The organism is Phormidium sp. CCY1219 (assembly GCF_035615515.1).
GTDB lineage: Bacteria > Cyanobacteriota > Cyanobacteriia > Cyanobacteriales > Laspinemataceae > CCY1219.
The window spans coordinates 1-20,483 of record NZ_JAJENT010000578.1; the positions used below are offsets into that span (position 1 = coordinate 1).

Genomic DNA, 20,483 nt, shown 5'->3' on the forward strand with positions numbered 1-20,483 from the left:
AACCCAGATCTCAAAGGTCTCGGCCCAGAAGCCCGCGCCGTACCGCCTAAGCGGTCGGCGTCGGGAGTACGTCACTTAAAGGTTTGCCAGAAGATGCCATGATGTGGCAAGGAAGTATTAATTAAGTGGCGGGTTGTGGCAGTTGAGTTAATTCCAGGATACGAATTGCATCAGGGTGGCAGCAGCGATCGCGCTAGGTTGGTCCAGTTCATGCGGCGCACTTATCGCGAATTGTACCCGGACCAAGATTTGGCTCATTTAGCCGATACCGTGGAACGATATTTTTCCCCCGATTCTCCCGTATGGTGGGTTTATCCCCATAAGGATGACAGTGGGGAGAGTGACCCAGAGCATTTCTCTCCCCTTCTTCCCCATTCTCGTCCTTCGCCGGTGGGCTGTTTGTGGTTGGGAAATGCTGTAGACCAGGTAACGGGCGATCGCCACGCCCATATTTTTTTGCTCTACGTTTCTCCCCCACACCGCCGTCAAGGCATCGGTACGGCATTAGTCCACTATGCAGAAAATTGGGCGAAACAACGCGGCGATCGCCAAATGGGTCTACAAGTCTTTCTCTCTAACCCCCGCGCACTCCATCTCTATCAAAAATTAGGCTACCAAACCCACTCCCTTTGGATGCTCAAACCCCTCCAATAAATTCCCGTTCTCGTCCCTCCCTCGATCCGGGACAAGATAACAATTAGAGTGGGAAAAATTAGCCCGCTTCGGAGAAGCTCTGTACCTGTATCCCCACTCTTCTCCGGTGTGGGGCGTTTTAGTTTTTACCCCCAATTCCCAATCGCTTTAACCCGATTTTAACATATTCTTCTTCCCATTCTATACTGATTGATTTGCGGCCTAATTTTTGCGCCACCGCCGCTGTGGTAAAGCTGCCGGCAAAGATATCTAGCACTACATCCCCCGGATTGCTACTGGCTTTGATGATTCTTTCTAATAAGGCTTCCGGTTTTTGCGTGGGATGCTTTTCATATTCCGGCATTCTATACCGAACTCGGGGAAAGTACCAGACGTTTCCCGGTACTTTTTTAGAATTGTAAGGTGTGGGAATGGCTTTGCGGTAATCTATCAATTTTCGGACGGCACCGGTGCGGGCTTCTACGAGAATATCTTCCGCATTAAAGGTATAGTTGTTCCGGTCTTTGACTGCCCATAAAATCGGTTCGTATAAAGAACCAAAATACTTTTTTGCCTGCACTCCGGAACTATCGTAATGCCAGACAATTCGAGAGCGAATTGTTAGTTTATCGCGCAAGTAAAGGTCGAGATAGGGCATGTATTGAGTGGCGGACATCAGGTACAAACTGCCGTGGGGGTTGAGCTTTTCTACTGCTAGGGTGAGCCATCGGTAACACCAGGTTAAATAGGCTTCGTTAGAAGTCCATCTTGCTTTGTTTTTCTGAAATTTTTTGCCGATGTTGTAAGGTGGATCGATAAAAATTAAATCCACACTTGCCGGGGGAATGGAATCGGACAAAATGGCGATCGCATCTCCGCAGATAATTTGATGCTCTGAACTCCCAAAACTTTTCATGGGGGCGTTTGTTGACTGAGAAAATTCACCTTGTGACGATCGCCCTGAACTATCCTCTTACCCCTGAGCATTCCGATCGTACCATGCCTTTAATGCCTGCCGGTGAACTTCCCGCCAGGGAAGCTGTTGACTTTGTGCCACTGCGGCACAATCCTCGTATTCCGGTTGCACATTGATAATTTTACCCCCCTCGTCTCGGGCAACCTTCACCCGCACTTCCCCCAGTTCAGTGGACAAACACTGAATCTCTCGCTGTAAAATCGATCGCCCCTGGGTGGAAATGCGAATTCCCAGGGTGCTGGTTTCGCGAAAAATCACTGCTTCACAAGCTTTCTGCTTCTCCGGCGGGCAGATAACTGTCAGCAATATCCCACTTCGGGATTTTTTCATCCCGATCGCTTGGGTAAATACATCCAAGGCCCCCACGGCAAATAATGCCTCGCAGGTATAGGCGATCGCTTGCGGGTTCAAATCATCGATTTGCGTTTCGAGTACGGCGATCGTTTCCGATTCTCGCCAGGGTTGCGGGTTAGGGGCGGATGCTTCTCCCACCCACAGGCGGAGAATATTCGCAAGGGGAAGCGGGTGCGAACCGGCCCCATTTCCCACGCCTTGCAGGGTCATGGCGGGTGGAGGACCAAAATCGGTGGCGAGGGTCACGGCGATCGCCGCACCGGTAGGAGTAATTAATTCTTTCTCGATCCCATTACTATAAACGCTCACCTGCCGTTTTTCCAGCAGTTTCAGCACCGCCGGCACCGGCACGGGCAATCTTCCGTGTGCTGCCCATACCGTACCCCCACCGGTGGGCAAGGCAGAGCAATACAATTCCTCGATATCCAACCAATCTAACCCCAAACAAGTGCCCACAATATCCACAATGGCATCGGTGGCCCCCACTTCGTGGAAATGCACCTTTTCTGGCGCAATCCCATGCACCGCCCCTTCCGCTTCTGCCAGGGTGCGAAAAACCGCTAAACTCCAGCGCTCTGCCCGTTTTGGCAAATCGGCAGATTTTATCAGGGTCTCGATTTCTGGCAGATGGCGAGTGTGGCTATGCTCGTGGCTATGCTCGTGGCTATGCTCGTGGCTATGTTCGTAGTCATGTTTGTGGCTATGCTTGTGGCTATGATAATTCCGGGTATCGCCCACGGATTTGGCAGCTTCGCGGGCGATCGGGAGTAAATCCACATGCACTTTGGTTGCCTGTTGTCCGTTGCGATGCACCGATTCTTCGCGGAGGTGATATTCTTCTGAGATGCCCAGGAGATCGAGCCTTTCGATGAGGTACTCTAACGGAACCCCAGCACTGACAAGCGCGCCGAGGCACATATCACCAGCAATGCCAGTAGGACATTGGAAATAGGCAATCTTTTTCATCACTCAGCCGACAAAATAATAAGGTCAGGTGTTTAAAACTCAGAAGCAATTCTGAATTCTCAATTGTAAATTCTGAATAAGGAACAGACGAATTATGGCCACGTTATACGAACTGCATCCCGAGACCCCCCAGAGTCGCAGACTCGACGAAATTGTGGATGCCCTGCATCAGGGTGCGGTGATGCTGTATCCCACCGACACCGTATATGCGATCGGCTGTGACATTACCGTAAAGGGGGCAGTAGAACGGGTCAGGCAGATCAAGCGCTTATCAAACGATAAGCCGTTGACCTTTCTGTGTCCCTCCCTATCGAATATTGCCGCCTATGCGATAGTCACAGATTCAGCGTATCGCATTATCAGGCGTTTGATTCCCGGACCGTACACTTTTTTGTTGCCCGCTACTAAATTGGTGCCCAAGCTGGTGATGAATCCCAAGCGAAAAACCACCGGGATTCGGGTTCCGGATAAGCGAGTCTGTTTGGATTTGCTCGAGGCCCTGGACAATCCGATTATTTCCACTTCCGCCCACCTGCCTTCCGATGTAGAAAACGATGGCTATGTGGGGAAGGCGGAGTTGTTTGACCGGCTGGATAAATTAGTGGATTTGATTATTGACACCGGGGAAGAGGTGGGGTATAAGGTGTCCACCATTGTGGATTTAACCACCTCAGAACCGGCGATCGTGCGCCAAGGTCTTGGATCCGATGAAGTGATGAGTTTAATTTGATACATTCCCCCCAAGGGGAAATTCCGGAGGTCTTCCCCGAGGCGATCGCCAATAATTTGCGTTGAAAATAAATTTATTTTTTGCGTCAATTGGCCGCCAAAATCCTTGATTTACAAGGAATAGCGGATTTCCCCGGAATTATTTAACTTTCCCATTCACTCAAAAATAAACTGCCACCCCAAGACAATCCTGCCTCGCCTGCCAGTTCTCTGGCGGGTTTTTTTTTCGAGCCAGAAAAGTCCCGTGGGACAAGCAAAAGCGCTCAATTTCCTCGCGTTTCGGGCATGGTGGGGGTCCAGATTCACAGAAATCGGATCCGGATGCGTCATGGCAAGAAATGAAAAGGACTCTGTGATTTTATATCTGAGTTTTAAATGATACCGATGTGCCAGTTGAAGATGCGGAGTCGGAGTCAACAACCAATTTGGGGATTGTCCACTGCAAAAAACATCGCCAAAACCGCGCCACCAGGGAAAAAGCACAGACACTTCGCCACCGCGTCCCAAGGGTGAAATATGCCGATTTAAAAAGAGGGAACGTTCACTGACTAAATTCAGCAAAACCTTGGGACAGTCGAAGTGTAGAGAGCGAACGCAAGCGGGTCAAACCAAACCAAACAGCTTACCTTGCTCGTACTCGCTCAACACTCTGTGATTGTAAAAACTACGGTGCCCTGCCACAAGGATAAAACCATGAATGTTAAACTAGCCAATTCGTCCAGTTCCCGGAAAAACGATTCTCAAAAAGAAGCTCGCAAGTCCCAAGTCTGTGCCGATACCGATCGCACCCCCAACCCGGAATCAACCGAACCTACCCCCGTGTTGGGAATGGAAACCGAACAGCTCACCGAGCAAATTATCGAGGAATTCAGCCAAAAACTCAACGCCAACTCGAAAAGCACGCGATCGGTTTCCGAACGAATCGCCAACGAAGTGGAACGAATTTGCAAGAAAAGCAATCGCATCCAAAAATCCGGCCAGATTAGCTCTTGGCAGCTTACATTGGCTCGCCATCGCCTGCACAAGAGTCTGCATTACTACAAACTCGGTTCGCGTCAAGGTCGCGTGGATCTGCACTCTCAACTGAGTTCGATGGTTTACCGTCACGTGGCTCCCCTGCACTCTCGCCTGAGTTTCCAAGCTCGCTATAACTTAATCGAGGATTTCCTGCAAGGTTTTTACATCGAGGTGCTGCGCGCTTTCCGCCGCGAACATCAAGTGCCGGAAAACTACACCCCCCGCACTCAGTTGGAACTCGCCGAGTACATGGCGTTTACCGAACACTATGCCAAGCGCCGGATTAGTTTGCCGGGTCGATATAACCAACAGCTTATTGTCCTGCGGGCGCAAGGCTTTGCTAACGGTCAGCCTCCGGAAACTTTGGTGGATATCGAACAGGCGGTGGAATATCCCAAGGGGGAAGAGGCGGAAGTTCAAAGTCGCTCTTATGCGGCGCAGCAGGTGCGCGAACAAATGGTGGCGGATACGGTGGATCCTTCGGAGGCGGTGCTGCGCGATCGCGTGATTGCTGAACTGGTGCAATATCTCGAGGCGCAAGGTCAATCGGACTGCATCGACTATCTGGTTCTCAAACTCCAAGATCTGGCGGCTCCAGAAATTGACGAAATCCTCGGTCTGACTGCCCGTCAGCGCGACTATCTGCAACAACGCTTTAAGTACCATGTGGAAAAATTCGCTCGCTCTCATCAATGGAAGCTGGTCCATCAATGGTTGGGTGCGGATTTAGACCAAAATTTGGGCATGGCTCCCCAACAGTGGGAAACGTTTCTCGGCGATTTGTCTGAAGAACAACAGCAGTTATTAGAACTCAAGCGCACGGGAGCAAGCGAGCAAGAGATTTCTCAAGCAATTAAATGTACGCCAAAACAGGTGCAAAAGCGGTGGTCTACTCTTCTGGAAAAGGCATGGCAAGTTCGCAATACCGATACGAAGTCTCAAAAATAAAAAGTGCCCATTATTCCAATATTCACTGGCGATCGCGCCTCGGAAATTTACGATGAAAACCGCCAACGGTGGGGCACTGGCAGACATCCACCGCCTGCCTCCCTCCCTCTGTTCTTTGTTCGCTCTGCTTGCTTTTTTCTGCCAATTTTAATTGCTTTGCCACCACCTACAACTAAGCCCCTCGGCTTGGTTGTTTTTGTTTGCTTGGCTCTCATGCTGCGCTCTTACCCACAACCCTGGAACCCTGGGTGGAGCCTGGGTAGGGCGGAACAATTCAGATTGAAAACCTTTCTCAATTCTCTCTTCTCAATTCGCAAAAGCGATCGCTACCCTAACCATAGGTAAAAAAGCTTATGCCACAGTTACCAACCGATCTTTTGAATTTTGAATGAATCCAGTTGAAATTTTCAATACTTCATTTATATCCGTTTGATTAATTTTTATAAAAAACTTTCTCCTACTTTCCACCTCATCTCCTTCATTGCCAGAATTCCCATAATCAGGGAGTTTTATCGGGCAATCCAGGAAAAAGCCCCTAGAGAACCTCAGATTTACGATTCTCTTTTTACAATGCATTCAGCCGGATACAAGTAAAAATAGAGCTTAGGTCTGTGGGAAAAGCGATAGGCAGGAGGGAATGTTATTGTTAAAATATGTAAAGAAAAAAGCTCACAGGCCAATCATATCGAGTTGCACTCCTGTACTGGCGTTTAAGGGTTAGGTCGAAGCTTGAACAACGCAAGCTGGTTGCAAGCGATCGCCCATCGTTAAAGCACCCGGTCGATCTTTGCCGCCAGAGAAGACAAAATTGATGTCAATCCTGGCAAGTTCAGGGTGTGTGATGTCCCAATCGATCGCTCACCAATCTTAGAGGTGGTTATGACTGTCTATATCGCTCAACCTTCTGCTTCAACCAAGCGGGCCGCACAGAATCGGTCAGCCCTCGAGCATGTCTTTACGACCATCAATGCCGATAGCTGTCCGCGTTCTTACAATTTCCACATGCACACCGTCTGTTCCGATGGTAAATTGCGACCTGAAGTGCTGATGCAGCAAGCCCTCAATATCGGGCTGAAAGGGCTGGCGATTACCGATCATCATTCTGTTGATGGCTACTGCATCGCGCAACACTGGTTAAATGAATGGTGGGCAAAAAATCAAGCCAGTGATTCTCGATTGGCTCAAGCCCCCCACTTGTGGACGGGGGTAGAAATCAATGCGGGGGTACTCGACACCGAAGTTCACATCCTCGGCTATGCCTTCGATCCAGAACATCCTCGGATGAACCCCTATCTGCAAGGAGAAGTAGTCAGGGGGAAAGAGTACCAAGGATCCCAAGTAATTAATGCGATTCAACAAGCCGGAGGATTGGCGGTTTTAGCTCATCCGGCCCGTTACCGCCGGCGATCGGCGGCGGAATTAATCCCAGAAGTGGCGCGCCTCGGCATCGATGGCATCGAAGTTTATTATGCCTACACCAATCCCAATCCGTGGCGTCCCAGTCCTAAGAAAACCGAACAGGTGAAAGAATTGGGCGCAAAATATGGCTTGCTCCAGACTTGTGGCACCGATACCCACGGTTCGAGTTTGCTGCTGCGTCTCTAGTCCCCAAGGGCGGCGATCGCATCCCGAACGCTTAGTGGCAGGAAATCTGGCCAGATTTCCTTGCCTCTAACCCCCTTGCAGCATCACGATCGCCACCATAACTTCCAAACTCATTAAAATCAGCAGGGTCGCCATCAATAATATCTGCCCCAAGGGCGAAGAAATCTTCCTTTTGTTCATTAACTGAGGCATGCTTAACAACATCGGGCCAGCGATCGCGCTACAGAAAATAGGTCGCGGCGGGCCAATTGCTAATAGCTATTTGTAATCAATTTTCCCTCCTCCCTCGTTCCCAGGCAGGAGCCTGGGAACGCCTCTCCCGAGGCTCCGCCTCCCCAAACTCAGCTTAGCAAAATCATTGGCAAGCGCGATCGAGAATCAGCGACACATCCCATTTACCCTATTGAGTCAAGCCATGTTCCAGGGCGTAACGAACCAACTCGGTGCGGCTGTTGGTGCCCGTTTTGCTAAACAAACGGCTGACATATTTTTCCACATTGCGAACGCTGGTGTCCAGATTGCGGGCAATTTCTTTATTCATCAACCCTTGCGCCACCAGATCCAAAACGCTTTGTTCGCGAGGGGTCAGGTCGATTTTAATCGGTGGCGGCGTTTGAGCGATCGCCTGACGACCGGATAACATAGATTTAATTTCCCCAATCTCACGCGCCAACGACGCCAGATCCGGGGTTTCTCCTTCACCGGTAGCGGCGGCGCGACGTTCCAGCAAATTCCGCACGATCGCCACCAACTCATCGGGGTCAAAGGGTTTGGAGAGATAGGCATCGCACCCTGCCTGATAGCCTTGAATGCGATCGCCGGTCATTCCTCTTGCGGTTAAAAACACCACCGGCATCGTTTTGTAGCGAGGGTCTTCTCGCATCTGCTTGAGAAACTCATACCCATCCACTTGCGGCATCATTATATCAGTAATTACCAAATCCGGGTTTTTTTGTTGCAGCAATTCCCACCCTTCCGTGGCATTGCTGGCAACATCAACCGAAAATCCTTCATCTTCGAGATACGCTTGTACTGCTTCGCGCAATCCGGGTTCATCATCAACTAACAATAACTGTTCTGCCATTAGACCTCTCCATTTTATGTACTTTCTTTAACTTTAGCGAATTTCTGACACCCGGAGCGATCGGCCATTCCGGATCCGGCATTGGAAAACCGCTCTCATCAGGCGCGAGAAACCACAGAAGCGCAAAAGAAATGTTACTCTTGTGCAGAAACCCAGGCGATCGCGCTGCAAGTGAGTGCCGCAGCGGGAGATGAAGAGAAATAGGGGAGGTATGGGAAGCGAATATCCGAAACAGCGATCGCTCCGGATGCGCCAAACCCACCCTTGTAGAATGCTTACTATCGAGAGAACTCATTCAACTATGGCAATCCAACCAAGATATTACGATGTTATCGGATTCGGGGATGAAGTTCCCGGAGTTTTGGCAACCATTGCGGCGGCGAGAGAGTATCGCCGCCAAACCCAAAAATATCCCCGCGTCCTGCTCATGTCTACCGCCAGTCCCCACCAGGGCATTGGCGGACACTTAGTGAGAGGCGGGTTAGCTTATCTCGATCGCTCTCAAATCGATCGCCACCTGAGACACTCCCTGGGACTCGATACCTTTGGCGCACCCCCCGCCCTCTACAAAGAATTTTTAGACCGCGCCGGCGTCACCCATATCGCACTCGACCCCGAAAAAGGCGATCGCGCCTTGCGGGACATGCTGCGCGAAGCCGGCGTTGCCCTCCTGAGTGACGCAGACATTGCAGAAGTTCAAACCGAAGGGAAACTCCTGCGCGCGATCGTCACCACCGAAGGCGAAACCTATTGCGCCAAACAATTTATTGATTCTACCGTCAATGCCAAATTAGCGCAAGCTGCAGGTGCGACCAAAAAAACCGGATTTGCCACCTTTGGTTTACCCAATTCCGAACTTCCCGTCACCTTAGTATTTGAAACCAAAGGACTGAGCGTCAAACGACTCAAAGAGATAGAATTTGCCTATCTCAAACGGTTTACTAATTTAGCCGATACCGAAGCGCAGCATTTCCTCAAAACCGCTGCTGGATTTGACAAAACCCTCATCGAAACCCTCCGCAAAGATTTAGTCGATGAGCGCGGTCAATTCAAAACCATGTGGGTGGGGAAAGATTATATCGACATCCGCTCAAAAGCGCTTTCCATCGCTTACCATTCTTTCCGAGGGAAGAAACTGTCTTTGTACGACAGCGGCGCGATTTTAGACCGAGGGAATATTGCCAAATTCTCCGACGATCGCTTGTCTTGGAATGCGCTGATGATTGCCGTTACCGGGATTGAAGCCGAAAAATTGGCCGATAACGACGCCAAACCCACCGCCGAAATGCTCAAAGAAATGGCATTTGTGGAAAAATGGTTTAAGAGTCTCGGGGCAAAAGCGGTGACACCGGCATCAGAATTGTACATCAGACATGCGGGAAATGTCACCGAGGTAGTGGAACCGTTAAGTGGAGCAGAAATGCTTGCTGGTGGGGTTCCGGATGATGAAGCATTGGGAACCTTTGCCTATCATTTTGACGTGCGCGGCGGGATTCCCGGAATTGGGGAAAAAGCGCAAGCGAAGGGGTTTTTGAGTACGATGTTTAGCAAGCCAATTTTTAATATTGGCATCCGCCACGCGCAACTGAAGGAAGTACAGAATTTAGCGGTGGTGAGTCCCGCGTCTGGGTTTGAAGGATTTGCCTCGGCGGCGGGACGGATTGTAGAATTTAATGCAGGAGTGAGTCAGGGTTTGGGGATTGCGGCTACCCTGGCGCACTTGAGCGATCGCAATTTGGCGGAGATTTCCAATCGAGAAGTGCGGAATGTGTTAATGCAAACCGGACAATTGCCTCAGATTTTCGGTCAAAGTCAAGCCCCGGATTTAGCGAAGTTAAAGCAGTTTGAAACGGTGGTGGCGTAATACCATTGTTCAAATCCCGTAGGGTGCGTCACCCCCGCCAGTCAATCGTTAGGGCGAGGCGATCGCGTGGAATGCGGGGGGTGACGCACCGGCTTCATCAAGGAACCATGCAGGATTGAAACCCTGCATGGTTTTTGCACGGGGCGCGCCCGGAGGGAGACACAGGTTTTATACTTTAAGTGAGCAAGGTATCCCCGATCGCGGTTGCCTTTTTCTCGCTCGATATTATATCTCGATTTCTCACATAGCTAAACCCGGGCAATCCCTTCTTGACGGGCCGCCTGCTGGACTGCTGCGGACACTGCGGTGACGACGCGATCGTCAAACACCGAGGGAATGATATTCTCGCGATCGAGGTCTGAAGGTTTCACCAAAGCGGCGATCGCCTTTGCGGCGGACAAATACATGCTGGGGGTGATTTCCCGCGCCCGACAATCCAGTGCCCCGCGAAAAATGCCGGGGAAGGCCAACACATTGTTAATTTGGTTGGGATAATCGCTGCGCCCGGTGGCGATAACCGCCACATCATCGATGACCTCCTCCGGTTGAATTTCCGGAATGGGATTGGCCATTGCAAAGATAATCGGATCTTTGGCCATCGATCGCACCATTTCTGGCGTGAGGACTCCTGGCACGCTGACGCCGATAAACACATCCGTTCCCTGCAAGGCATCGGCCAAGGTGCCGCCTTTTTCCACGGCAAACTCGCGCTTTTGCTCGTTCAAATCCGGGCGGTCTTCAGAGACAATCCCGCGCGAGTCACACATTGTGATATATTTTGCGCCAGCGGTTTGTAACAAGCGAGCGATCGCCACCCCAGCGGCACCCGCACCATTCATCACGATCCGGATATTTTCCAGAGACTTATCCACCAGCTTCAGGGCATTGATCAGCGCCGCTAACGAGACGATCGCCGTGCCATGTTGGTCATCGTGAAACACCGGAATTTCCAACTCTTTTCGCAACCGAGCCTCGATCTCGAAACAGCGCGGCGCACTAATATCCTCTAAATTGACCCCGCCAAACACCGGGGCGATATTCTTCACCGTTTCCACGATTTCATCGGCATTTTGGGTATCCAAACAGATGGGAAACGCATCAATCTCGGCAAAGGCTTTAAAGAGCATTGCCTTGCCTTCCATCACCGGCAGCGCCCCTGCAGGGCCAAGATTACCCAATCCCAACACTGCCGAACCATCGGTCACGATCGCCACCGTGTTTTGTTTAATCGTGAAGTTATACACCTCTGCCGGATGGTTGGCAATTTCCATGCACACCCGACCCACGCCGGGAGTATATGCCATTGCCAAATCCCCTTGAGTTTTCAAGGCAATTTTATTTTCCATCGTAATTTTGCCACCGCGATGCAAGTTAAAGGTGCGATCGAAGACATTTAGCACCTTAACCTCTTGGACTGCCCGCACCGCCTGGACGATTTGCTCGGCATGTTCCGTACTTGCCGCATCCACGGTAATTTCCCGCGTGGTATAAGCGCGAGTTTGGTCGATTAAATGGATGGTGCCCAGGTTGCCCCTCACCTCGGCGATCGCCTGAGTCACCTTTGCCAGAGTCCCCGCCCGGTTGGGTAACTGTAGCCGAATCGTTAAACTATAACTTGAATTCGGGGTTAATTGAACCATTTTGCTTCTCTTCTCCTGAAGACACTGCCCGATCTAAAGCGGCAATTGCTTGCCTCTTTACTTTTCTCATAGAACATTACATCGTACCTCCCGCTTGCCTGTTTTGTTGTCAGGGAACCCAAACATTTTCCATCGATTGATTCTCGCCTGCTTCAATCTTGCAGAAGAACGATTAATCGGTATGGGCGATCGCTGAGGGAGGATTTTTCCAACTGGGCAAAACCTCTACCCTTGGCAAGGTTGCTCCTGTGAGGATGACTCCAACGTGCCTGCATGGGGAAGAGCGATCGCCATTGAGAACTCGGAATAATTAAAAAAAATTAACCCAACATCAATGCGTACGCAATTCTCAACTTTCCATGCTCCATTTTTCTCATTTACGACTCAGACACCACCTCAGACGCCGGGGATTCCTCCACCTTGCTGACCATTGCGGGCAGCCAAATTGTGAACTTAGAACCCCGATCCAACTCACTCGCCACAGAAATATCGCCCCCCATCATTTGACAGAACTTTTGGCTAATCGTGAGACCCAAACCGGTGCCGCCATACTTGCGCGTGGTGGAAGCATCCGCTTGGGTAAACGGTTGGAATACCTGCGCCAATTGTTCTGCATTCATACCGATCCCCGTATCCGTGACTTGAAAGACAATCCACTCCAAACCAGGGGAATCGGAACTCGGGGGGGAGGGGTGGAGATGGTTCGCGCAAGTCGCTTCTGTGGGCAGGGTATTTTGTCGCTTCACCGTCAGGGTAATTTGACCGCCGTGGGTAAATTTCGCCGCATTACTCAACAAGTTGAGCAGGATTTGCCGCAGCTTGGTCATGTCGGTGGACATTTGCCCGATCGCCTCTGGGCAATTCAACTCTAGGGTATTGGCATTTTTATCGATCGCCGGTTCGATGGTGGAAACCACTTCCCAAATAATCGTGCGAATCTCGAAGGCATCCACCTCCAAGCTCATCCGACCCGCTTCAATTTTCGACAGGTCCAGAATATCGCTAATCAGGGCCAACAATTGCTTACCCGCACCGTGGATTTTTTGCAAGTCGGGAATGAAATCCTCCTGACCCAGGTCTTGGGCATCCTCCTGCAAGATTTCGCTGTAGCCGATAATCGCATTGAGAGGCGTGCGGAGTTCGTGGCTCATATTGGCCAGAAAAGCGCTTTTAGCATAGTTAGCGGCTTCGGCGGCTTCTTTGGCTTTGCGAAATTCATCGGCGCGCTTGCGCTCGGTAATGTCGCCGATCATGGTCAGGATACACTGTTGGCCTTCGATTTCGATCGGTTCCATCGACAGCGACCCATCGCGGATGTCTCCCGATTTGGTGCGGAATTTGATTTCCAGGTTGCTCACGGAACCATTTTGGTTGAGGATTTCCATCGCCTCGGATCGACTCGACCCCTCGGTGAGCCACAATCCCAGTTGTGCAGACGTCTGACCGAGAACCTCTTGGCGGCTATAGCCCAGCAGACGCAGCAAACTCTCGTTCACATCCAGGAAGCGACCCTCTGTGCGGGTGGTGATGCTGATGCCGAGGGGACTGGCTTGAAAGGCTTTGGAGAAGCGTTCTTCGCTGGCACGCAAAGCGGCTTCGGCGCGGATGCGCGGGGTGATGTCTTGTACGGTGCCGGTAATCCGAGGGAGGATGATTTCGGATTGTTCGTGGACTACTCGCTCTTCCCCGTCCGATCGCTGGACTCGATATTCGAGGGAGTAAGGTTGGTGACGGGTGACGGCATCGATAAATGCATTGCGGACTGCTTTGCGATCGCTGTGGTGGACGTATTTTAAAAAGTCTTGGTGGCTGGGGGGAAACCCTTGCGGCGGTTCGCCGAGAATGCGATAGATTTCATCGGACCACAGCAGTTTTTGGCGATCGAGGTCTAAATCCCAGTTTCCCAGTTGCGCGATGCGTTGGGCATTTGCCAAACGGGCTTCTTCTTCGCGCAGTAATGTTTCTGCGATGCGCCGTCTGGCGGTGACCGAGCCTAAGATTAACGCACTCGTCGCGATCGCGGCCATAAAGATTTGCAGGGATAAAATTGCCTGAGTGGTGGTATTGGCATGTTTGAGAAACGGGCCGCTTTCGCGCGCGATGCCCCAAATCGCCATGCTGGCAACTAGGAGGTTCGCCAGTACGGTGCCTTTTTGCTCGAATCGCAGGGCTATCCACATGACTAGGGGAAAGGGCAGGTATTCGAGGGGATAGTCGGCGACATAAATGCGGGTTCTCGAACAAAAGACTAGCCAGCAAATGGCCAGCAGCAGCAGGGTGGAGATGCCAGCTTCCAGGGTGCGCGCCAGCACATACCATGTTTGAGATTGAGGGTTGATGCGCGGCAAGTTGCGCCACACCAAGATGACAGGGGTGACTAATACCACACCGATGCCGTTTTCGATCCAGGCCAAGAGCCACAAGTCACTAAAGTCGCTCCAGCTCTTGATTTGAGCTACACAGAGCATTCCGATTGCCAGGGTGGCGCTCACCAGGGTGGAAACGATGCATCCCAAAAACAACAGGCACACCACATCCCGGAGGCGTTCTAAGGCGGGATGGAATTTGACGCGATCGAGCAGGTATTTGCCTAGGTACGCTTGCAAGACGCTGGCGATCGCGACGCCAACGGATACGGCAAAGGGGATTCCGTGGGATTGAGTAAACAGGAATGCGGCGATCGCGATTCCTGGCCACACTCTTGCCCCACACAGCAGCATTCCCCCGAGTGCTATGCCGGCAGGAGGACCAAAGGGCAATATATTCAGATCCAGCCCCGGGATCGAGGTCGCTAACACTGCAGACCCAAAATAGCTAACGGCGAGGATGCCTACTGCACTCAAGTATTGCCACAATCGGCGCGGGATGAGAGTCATAACGAAACGAGCTGCTTTTCGCAATTGTCGGGATCGGGCAGAAAATTTTGGAATCGGTACTGGAAAAGCGCTGTTTCGCTGCCTGAGTGTTTGTCAGGGGACAGAGCAACGCTTTTTCAGTGAACTTCGGTCTGTACGGGTCTGTGGTCACTGAAGACAAGCGACAGGCGATCGCCTCTGTACGAGAACATGGGTTTTCCACCCCCGCGCTCACCCCGAGAACCCCCCCAGGGCCGTTGCCCTCGTTCTGCGTCAACCCTGGAGGCCGTGAAACCGCATCATCCTAAATGTGCCACTGCGATCGCTAAAACCGCAACCTTCCCAACAAAGGGGATAACCCGCTTTTCGTCAGTGACTTAAATCACTAATCCTTAATTATCTTGTCACAGATTTATCCGAAATTCAACTTTGCTCTCCCCTGATGCGGAAACGGCGCTTTCTTTACTCTTTTCCACTGCCCTCTCCAACCCCTACTCCTTCCTCTCGTGGCAGGTTCCCTCCATGATATGCTTCATCTTCGGACATAAAAATTAATTTTTAGTGATGTTTCGCTTAGGTTTTTAAAATTTTTATTAATTAATACCATTTTTCTCAGGATGTTAGAGTCTGTCGCCCCCCTATTCCCTCAAAGATGCGCGCTTATCGCTTCTCTACAATCCGGGTATCCGTGAGTCATCTCTAACTGGAATGCATGCAAAACGGTATAATATCTCTGTAGCACTCTTTTATCATATCTTGCTTTTTCGTTCAGTGACTTCGATCGCAGAGGGTTGTAATTGCGATCGCCCCTGCCCAAATTTCAAATCACTTGCATACCCGATCGATATCACTGGAGATGAGAGAAGGCGATCGCAGCGCAATCTTTAAAAAAGCTTCATATTGGTAATGTGGACATTCAACGTATTTTTATGCAATCCCAAGCTCTCATCCCCCAATTCACTCTTTCCGAGCTTTTTTTCCAGGTGTATCGCTCTGGATGTCTGACTCGGAATCAACGGCAATATCTCAAAGCGACTCTTTTACAAGATGCCCTGACTGAAGAAGAACAAAGCGCCATCGATAGAGTCATTTATGCCGTGCGTCGCGGGTGGCTCAAAATGGCTGAATAGGATATTTTTGTCCCTCAAAATTACTCCTCCCGCCAATCTTTTGACTCCCATCAGGCGTCTGAATCTCGGCGATATAATTTCCACACTTCACCACGATAGTGAATCGGTATGCTCTCTATCTTTGCCGCAATATTCCATTTTTACCCCTTGCAAAAAACAACCGCCAAGAACTCTGGTGTTATAAAATACACGCACTGTATTCTCGGGCGGTTTTTTAATTGAGATGAGGGAAAGCGGCCAGGGAAAACAAGCAACGAAAGTGTAGATAAATTAAAATTCTTTAAAGTTGGGGTTGAGAGTTAACCATCACCCATTTGCGTTTGTCCACTGCGGAATAATAACAGCAGAGCGAAGGAAAAGAGAGTTTAAACGCTGGGGGATTAAACTCTCTTGATTTATCCGGCAAAGGCGGAGTCATTATTCTGGATTTGAGCTGGGAATCACCTCAGTCACCACATTCCCGCCGCTGAACTTCACCGTTTGATTTTGGAGGACGCCAAAGGCTTTCGGACCGGATAAGGTCAAAGGTGGATCGGCTTGGCGATAAAGTACGTTGCCCTCGGCTTCAAATTCTTCGGTGGGAATCCACCAGGTGACGCGATCGGCTTTCAGATCCGAGAGCCGATCGCCCCCCTTTCCGGTGACGGTACCAGAGAGAAAGAAAATTTGCGGATCGAGTTCGAGTTTGCCGCGATCGCCACTAAAGATGAATTGCTTCTGACGATGGATCGCCGTCACCCGGGTGTCGGAGGTCACGGTTTTGCCTTGCACATCCCACACCATCGCGTCGCTATTCACGGTTAGGGGCGGATCCGAGAGGGTTAACTCGGCATTGTCTTGCAGTTGAGCGATTTGGGTCTTCAGGTTAACTTCCGCCCGATCGCCCACCGCCACATCGGTTGCGGCGCAAGCTTGCGGACTTTCGCAGGGATAGCGCTCGATGGTCACCGGGCGATCGCCGGTCACCACCTGCCGATCCATCTGCCACACCACATGCTCGCTTCGCAGTTGCAACACCGGCTCTTTCGTGGTGGCGATCGCGTTTCCGATTAGCTCCATCCGCTGTTGACGACTTTGCACCCGCGCTTCGTTGGCGGATACATCCACTTGCGAATGAGTCCCGGTGAGCGATCGGCGCACCACCAGCAAATCTGCTTCTGGCAACCACTCGAGTTCGTGACCTCGTAACACGGCATTACTTTGCATGTCTGTGGCAACAATATCCTCTTGCAGGACAATCTTCTTGCCATCATCATAGACTTGGCCGCGTTTGGCTTCGATGGAATAAACCAACTTGCCATCTTGGAACAGCTCTCCGGTGGGGGTTTCTACCTCCGTGATTTTCTGGTCATCGTTGTAGCGCGCCACCGGCGATCGCACTTTCCAGACCATTTGGCCTTTGGCATTCACCTGTTCGAGGGTGACATCATTAAACGTTAAAGTTTTATCCCATTCTTCTTCTTCCGCTTCTGGGACAGAAGGGGGGTCGCTTGGATTCATTAACCCACAACTTCCCAACCCGAAGCCCAATAAAACGACTAAAGAAAAATAGCAAAAAAAAGAGCCTTTCACCTGTTTATCAAACCCAATGGAAGTTTAGCAATCTGCTAGGTTTCAATCTTCTCCATCGTCCATCATTGCGATCCCAGATAAGGGGCGATAGGTATAGTTCGGATGGCGGGGGGTTTTTTGGATATCCTCCTTAATCATTTCCAAGTCGATATAGCGATCGGCTACATTAATCAAACTATCGCTGGTCATCGATCGCAGGCTGACCACTTCCACGCGCACGCCGCGATAGCTAACCGCATCCACAGCATAAGCCAAATCCCCATCCCCACTGACGAGTACCGCCGTGTCGTAGGAACCGACTAACGCCATCATATCCACGGCTATTTCTACATCCAAATTGGCTTTTTTCGACCCATCCGGAAGTTGCACCAAGTCTTTAGAAATGACCCGGTAACCATTGCGGCGCATCCACAGCAGAAATCCCTGCTGTTTTTCATTCGTGCGATCCACTCCCGTATAGAAAAAGGAGCGCAGCAGTCGCGATCCGGCTGTTAAACGACACAGCAGCTTGGTGTAGTCAATTTCAATTCCAAGCTGTAAAGCGGCGTAAAACAAATTGGATCCGTCAATAAAAATTGCCACGCGACCGCGATTTTCCAATACCTGTTCGGGGGTGAATATCGTGTTATTTTCAGGATGATGATGATGCAACATGGTTCTTATTCCTCAATTTTTTATCAGAAAATCGATCTTTCATTGTATCTATGATAGGGTGGGCAGGGCTGTTTTATGCAACTTGGGCAATGACAACAAACAGCCGCCCCAGCGATCGCAAGCGATCGCTTGTCCGTTCAAACGGTTTCGGTTCCTGGGGGGCGAGAGTTCCAATTACCCCCACCCCGCGAAACAAATCCCTGATTGCGATGGGAATTACACCGAAGCTTTATCTTTCTGTGAAGACGAAAGGGTTTCTGGTAATTCCAGGCGGGCAAACACCGGTTTGGGTGGGGAAAGCGGTTGCTTTGCGCTTAGCGTTCCCCAGTTTGCATGAGTTGTAAACTTCGCTGCAGTTGCGATCGCGCTTTGGTCGTTAAAATCAATCTTGTAGCCGAGTTGCTGATAAATTGCCGTGCTGATATTCGGAATCAGGGGCGAGAGCAAATACGCGGCGAGTCGCGCGGATTCCAACACCGCATAGAGCACTTCTTCTACCGCCTGCTGTTCTCCCTGTTTGTAAAGCTTCCAAGGGGCGCGATCGTCAATGTATTTGTTACAATCTCTGACCAATGCGAGAATCTCCTCGCAAGCGTGACTAAATGCCAAGCTGTCGTAAGCTCTCGCCGCGCGATCGCCCAGGGTTAAACCGCTTGCTTTTAATGGATTCTCATCGGGAATGCGATCGGCGCTGACATTCGGCACCTGACCTTCACAGTATTTTTTCGCCATTCCCAAGGTTCGATTGAGCAAATTGCCCAAATCGTTGGCCAAGTCGGCATTTAAGGTGTTGATAAACCGGGTTTCGTTAAAATCCCCATCTCGACCCAATTCAATTTCTTTCAAAAAGTAGTAGCGCACCGCATCCGACCCATAACGCTCTACTAATTGAAACGGATCGATCGTATTCCCCAGGGTTTTACTAATTTTTTGCCCATCTTTGGTTAAAAACCCATGTCCGAATACGCAATCGGGAACCGACACACCGGCTGACATTAACATCGCCGGCCAATACACCGCATGGAAGCGTAAAATATCTTTCCCAATCAAGTGGATATCGATCGGCCACCATTTGGATAAGGCATTTTCTAGGGTCGGCTCTTCATCTGGATCCACCAATGCGGTGACGTACCCCAACAGGGCGTCAAACCAAACATACAGGGTATGATTGGGATCTTGCGGTACCGGGAAACCCCAGTCCATATTCACCCGGGACACGGAGAAGTCTTGCAATCCGCGTTGCACGAAAGCAAGCACTTCATTGCGACGACTTTCGGGTTGAATGAACTCGGGCCGCTCTTGATAAAGGCGCTCCAGTTCGGGTTGGTATTTAGAAAGGCGGAAGAAATAGTTTTGCTCGTCGCGCCATTCTGCTTCGCGATTCGGATGCAGGGGACACCGGCGATCGTCGAGCAGGTCGCGTTCTTCTTTGAATTCTTCGCAGGAGACGCAGTACCACCCGGTTTGTTGCCCCAGATAGATGTCTCCGTTATCCCAGACGCGCTGGAAAAATTCCCGGACGATCGCCTCGTGTCGGGGATTGGTGGTACGGCTAAATCGGTCGTAGTTAATGTTGAGTTTTTCCCACAGGGACTCGAATCCGGCGACAATTTTATCGCAGTGTTCTTGGGGCGATCGCCCTGCTGCTTGTGCCGTGCGCTGGATTTTCTGTCCGTGTTCGTCGGTTCCGGTAATCATCAGCACCGAGAACCCCCGCAGGCGCTCAAACCTTGCCACCACATCGGCGGCAATAGTGGTGTAGGCACTGCCAATGTGAGGCAAATCGTTTACATAGTAAAGCGGTGTTGTAATAGCAAATGTGTTTTTACGCGGTTCGGTATAGCTCATGGATTCAGTTAAAAACGACCCCCATTGGTTTTCTAAAAGATCGTAACATGAGGGACTTCAAACTTCTATTCTACTGGATATTTCACCAGATTTGTACGTTCAACTGCCTTACAGTTACCCCTCAATGGCGATCGCTTTATTAAAATTTCCTAATTTTTTCGTAAAGTTTTTCAACCGGGTTGTTTAAAATTATAAACTTTTCCCCCCAGCTTTTGCCCAATCCCCTGTCAATTGCCCGTTACATCCTCCCTCGATCCTGGGCTAGGAGAAGTTCAACCCCCTTTTATTCACCGATTGAGTCTTGCTGGCGTTTTGCTGCCAGATGTGGCCACATTTTTAGCCACCCTCCTATGCGCCTCCATCCCTGCAAGGCGCTTCCCTCATCGGATTCCACCCGCGCCTCTAGGTGATAGATGCTGGCGATCGAGCGCCACAATCCCTCGGGGTGCTTTTGCCGCCGTGGCTTACTTTATAATATTCTTAAACCCATCTGTAAAGTAATGTAAAGCCGCCATTCAGAAGCCGTGAAAATCTTAGCTTCTCGGCGGGAAGCCCCGCGCTCTACCCGTGCTTGGTGAGCGTCGGGATGAGAGCCAGGGGAAATGGAG

The 20,483-nt window shown here is 50.7% G+C and carries 16 protein-coding genes; 8 read left to right on the top strand and 8 right to left on the bottom strand.

The window, feature by feature from the left end; all coding sequences use genetic code 11:
• Window positions 1-135 precede the first annotated feature (135 nt).
• Window positions 136-654 (top strand): GNAT family N-acetyltransferase, encoded by a 519-nt coding sequence (locus tag LKK83_RS16105; protein ID WP_324632239.1) that lies wholly within the window; start codon window positions 136-138, stop codon window positions 652-654.
• Between the two features lie 118 nt (window positions 655-772).
• On the opposite strand, the gene yhdJ is transcribed toward LKK83_RS16105, so the two are convergent.
• Together yhdJ and larC are read right to left on the bottom strand one after the other, a co-directional pair.
• Window positions 773-1,549, bottom strand: a complete 777-nt coding sequence (yhdJ, locus tag LKK83_RS16110; protein WP_324632240.1) for an adenine-specific DNA-methyltransferase — start codon at window positions 1,547-1,549, stop codon at window positions 773-775.
• Between the two features lie 57 nt (window positions 1,550-1,606).
• Window positions 1,607-2,929, bottom strand: a complete 1,323-nt coding sequence (larC, locus tag LKK83_RS16115; protein ID WP_324632254.1) for a nickel pincer cofactor biosynthesis protein LarC — start codon at window positions 2,927-2,929, stop codon at window positions 1,607-1,609.
• 94 nt (window positions 2,930-3,023) lie between these two features.
• Between larC and LKK83_RS16120 the strand changes: the two genes are divergently transcribed.
• From LKK83_RS16120 to LKK83_RS16130, 3 genes are all read left to right on the top strand, one after another.
• Window positions 3,024-3,659: an L-threonylcarbamoyladenylate synthase gene (locus tag LKK83_RS16120; protein WP_324632241.1), complete on the top strand. Its 636-nt coding sequence runs from the start codon at window positions 3,024-3,026 to the stop codon at window positions 3,657-3,659.
• A gap of 827 nt (window positions 3,660-4,486) precedes the next feature.
• On the top strand, window positions 4,487-5,623 hold the full coding sequence (locus LKK83_RS16125; RefSeq protein ID WP_442957322.1) for a HetZ-related protein: 1,137 nt from the start codon (window positions 4,487-4,489) through the stop codon (window positions 5,621-5,623).
• An 879-nt stretch (window positions 5,624-6,502) separates the two neighbouring features.
• Entirely contained in the window at window positions 6,503-7,228 is a 726-nt protein-coding gene (locus LKK83_RS16130; RefSeq protein WP_324632243.1) for a PHP domain-containing protein, read from the top strand.
• Between the two features lie 400 nt (window positions 7,229-7,628).
• On the opposite strand, the gene LKK83_RS16135 is transcribed toward LKK83_RS16130, so the two are convergent.
• Entirely contained in the window at window positions 7,629-8,312 is a 684-nt protein-coding gene (locus LKK83_RS16135) for a response regulator transcription factor (RefSeq protein WP_324632244.1), read from the bottom strand.
• 81 nt (window positions 8,313-8,393) lie between these two features.
• Here LKK83_RS16135 and LKK83_RS16140 point away from each other — a divergent pair, with 81 nt between their 5' ends.
• The gene (locus LKK83_RS16140) at window positions 8,394-8,516 is read left to right on the top strand and encodes a hypothetical protein (protein WP_324632245.1); all 123 of its coding nucleotides are present in this window, start codon (window positions 8,394-8,396) and stop codon (window positions 8,514-8,516) included.
• A gap of 97 nt (window positions 8,517-8,613) precedes the next feature.
• A complete protein-coding gene (locus tag LKK83_RS16145; RefSeq protein WP_324632246.1) occupies window positions 8,614-10,176 on the top strand; it encodes an FAD-dependent oxidoreductase in 1,563 nt (520 codons plus the stop codon).
• A gap of 248 nt (window positions 10,177-10,424) precedes the next feature.
• Here LKK83_RS16145 and LKK83_RS16150 read toward each other — a convergent pair whose 3' ends face one another.
• Both LKK83_RS16150 and LKK83_RS16155 read right to left on the bottom strand, forming a co-directional pair.
• Entirely contained in the window at window positions 10,425-11,816 is a 1,392-nt protein-coding gene (locus LKK83_RS16150) for a malic enzyme-like NAD(P)-binding protein (RefSeq protein ID WP_324632247.1), read from the bottom strand.
• Window positions 11,817-12,193: 377 nt separating this feature from the next.
• On the bottom strand, window positions 12,194-14,692 hold the full coding sequence (locus LKK83_RS16155) for an MASE1 domain-containing protein (protein WP_324632248.1): 2,499 nt from the start codon (window positions 14,690-14,692) through the stop codon (window positions 12,194-12,196).
• A gap of 119 nt (window positions 14,693-14,811) precedes the next feature.
• On the opposite strand from LKK83_RS16155, the gene LKK83_RS16160 reads away from it, so the two are divergent.
• Window positions 14,812-14,979, top strand: coding sequence for a hypothetical protein (locus LKK83_RS16160; RefSeq protein ID WP_324632249.1), 168 nt, complete (start codon window positions 14,812-14,814; stop codon window positions 14,977-14,979).
• Between the two features lie 621 nt (window positions 14,980-15,600).
• The gene (locus LKK83_RS16165; protein ID WP_324632250.1) at window positions 15,601-15,801 is read left to right on the top strand and encodes a hypothetical protein; all 201 of its coding nucleotides are present in this window, start codon (window positions 15,601-15,603) and stop codon (window positions 15,799-15,801) included.
• Window positions 15,802-16,218: 417 nt separating this feature from the next.
• Here the strand turns inward: LKK83_RS16165 and lptC are convergent, their stop codons facing one another.
• The 3 genes from lptC to metG all read right to left on the bottom strand — a co-directional run bounded on the left by lptC (window position 16,219) and on the right by metG (window position 19,875).
• Window positions 16,219-17,373: an LPS export ABC transporter periplasmic protein LptC gene (lptC, locus tag LKK83_RS16170; protein ID WP_324632251.1), complete on the bottom strand. Its 1,155-nt coding sequence runs from the start codon at window positions 17,371-17,373 to the stop codon at window positions 16,219-16,221.
• Window positions 17,374-17,415: 42 nt separating this feature from the next.
• A complete protein-coding gene (locus LKK83_RS16175; RefSeq protein ID WP_324632252.1) occupies window positions 17,416-18,027 on the bottom strand; it encodes a LabA-like NYN domain-containing protein in 612 nt (203 codons plus the stop codon).
• Between the two features lie 216 nt (window positions 18,028-18,243).
• Window positions 18,244-19,875 carry a methionine--tRNA ligase gene (metG, locus tag LKK83_RS16180; protein ID WP_324632253.1) on the bottom strand — a complete coding sequence of 544 codons (1,632 nt, stop codon included), beginning with the start codon at window positions 19,873-19,875 and terminating at the stop codon, window positions 18,244-18,246.
• Between the last annotated feature and the right edge of the window lie 608 nt (window positions 19,876-20,483).

What these genes read in the sequence shown, in the direction of transcription:
- LKK83_RS16175 (WP_324632252.1), bottom strand. Translation starts at nt 18,027, where the DNA reads ATGTTGCATCATCATCATCCTGAAAATAACACGATATTCACCCCCGAA.
- LKK83_RS16145 (WP_324632246.1), top strand. Translation starts at nt 8,614, where the DNA reads ATGGCAATCCAACCAAGATATTACGATGTTATCGGATTCGGGGATGAA.
- larC (WP_324632254.1), bottom strand. Translation starts at nt 2,929, where the DNA reads ATGAAAAAGATTGCCTATTTCCAATGTCCTACTGGCATTGCTGGTGAT.
- LKK83_RS16155 (WP_324632248.1), bottom strand. Translation starts at nt 14,692, where the DNA reads ATGACTCTCATCCCGCGCCGATTGTGGCAATACTTGAGTGCAGTAGGC.
- metG (WP_324632253.1), bottom strand. Translation starts at nt 19,875, where the DNA reads ATGAGCTATACCGAACCGCGTAAAAACACATTTGCTATTACAACACCG.
- LKK83_RS16165 (WP_324632250.1), top strand. Translation starts at nt 15,601, where the DNA reads ATGCAATCCCAAGCTCTCATCCCCCAATTCACTCTTTCCGAGCTTTTT.
- LKK83_RS16125 (WP_442957322.1), top strand. Translation starts at nt 4,487, where the DNA reads ATGGAAACCGAACAGCTCACCGAGCAAATTATCGAGGAATTCAGCCAA.
- LKK83_RS16120 (WP_324632241.1), top strand. Translation starts at nt 3,024, where the DNA reads ATGGCCACGTTATACGAACTGCATCCCGAGACCCCCCAGAGTCGCAGA.
- LKK83_RS16135 (WP_324632244.1), bottom strand. Translation starts at nt 8,312, where the DNA reads ATGGCAGAACAGTTATTGTTAGTTGATGATGAACCCGGATTGCGCGAA.
- LKK83_RS16130 (WP_324632243.1), top strand. Translation starts at nt 6,503, where the DNA reads ATGACTGTCTATATCGCTCAACCTTCTGCTTCAACCAAGCGGGCCGCA.
- yhdJ (WP_324632240.1), bottom strand. Translation starts at nt 1,549, where the DNA reads ATGAAAAGTTTTGGGAGTTCAGAGCATCAAATTATCTGCGGAGATGCG.
- LKK83_RS16150 (WP_324632247.1), bottom strand. Translation starts at nt 11,816, where the DNA reads ATGGTTCAATTAACCCCGAATTCAAGTTATAGTTTAACGATTCGGCTA.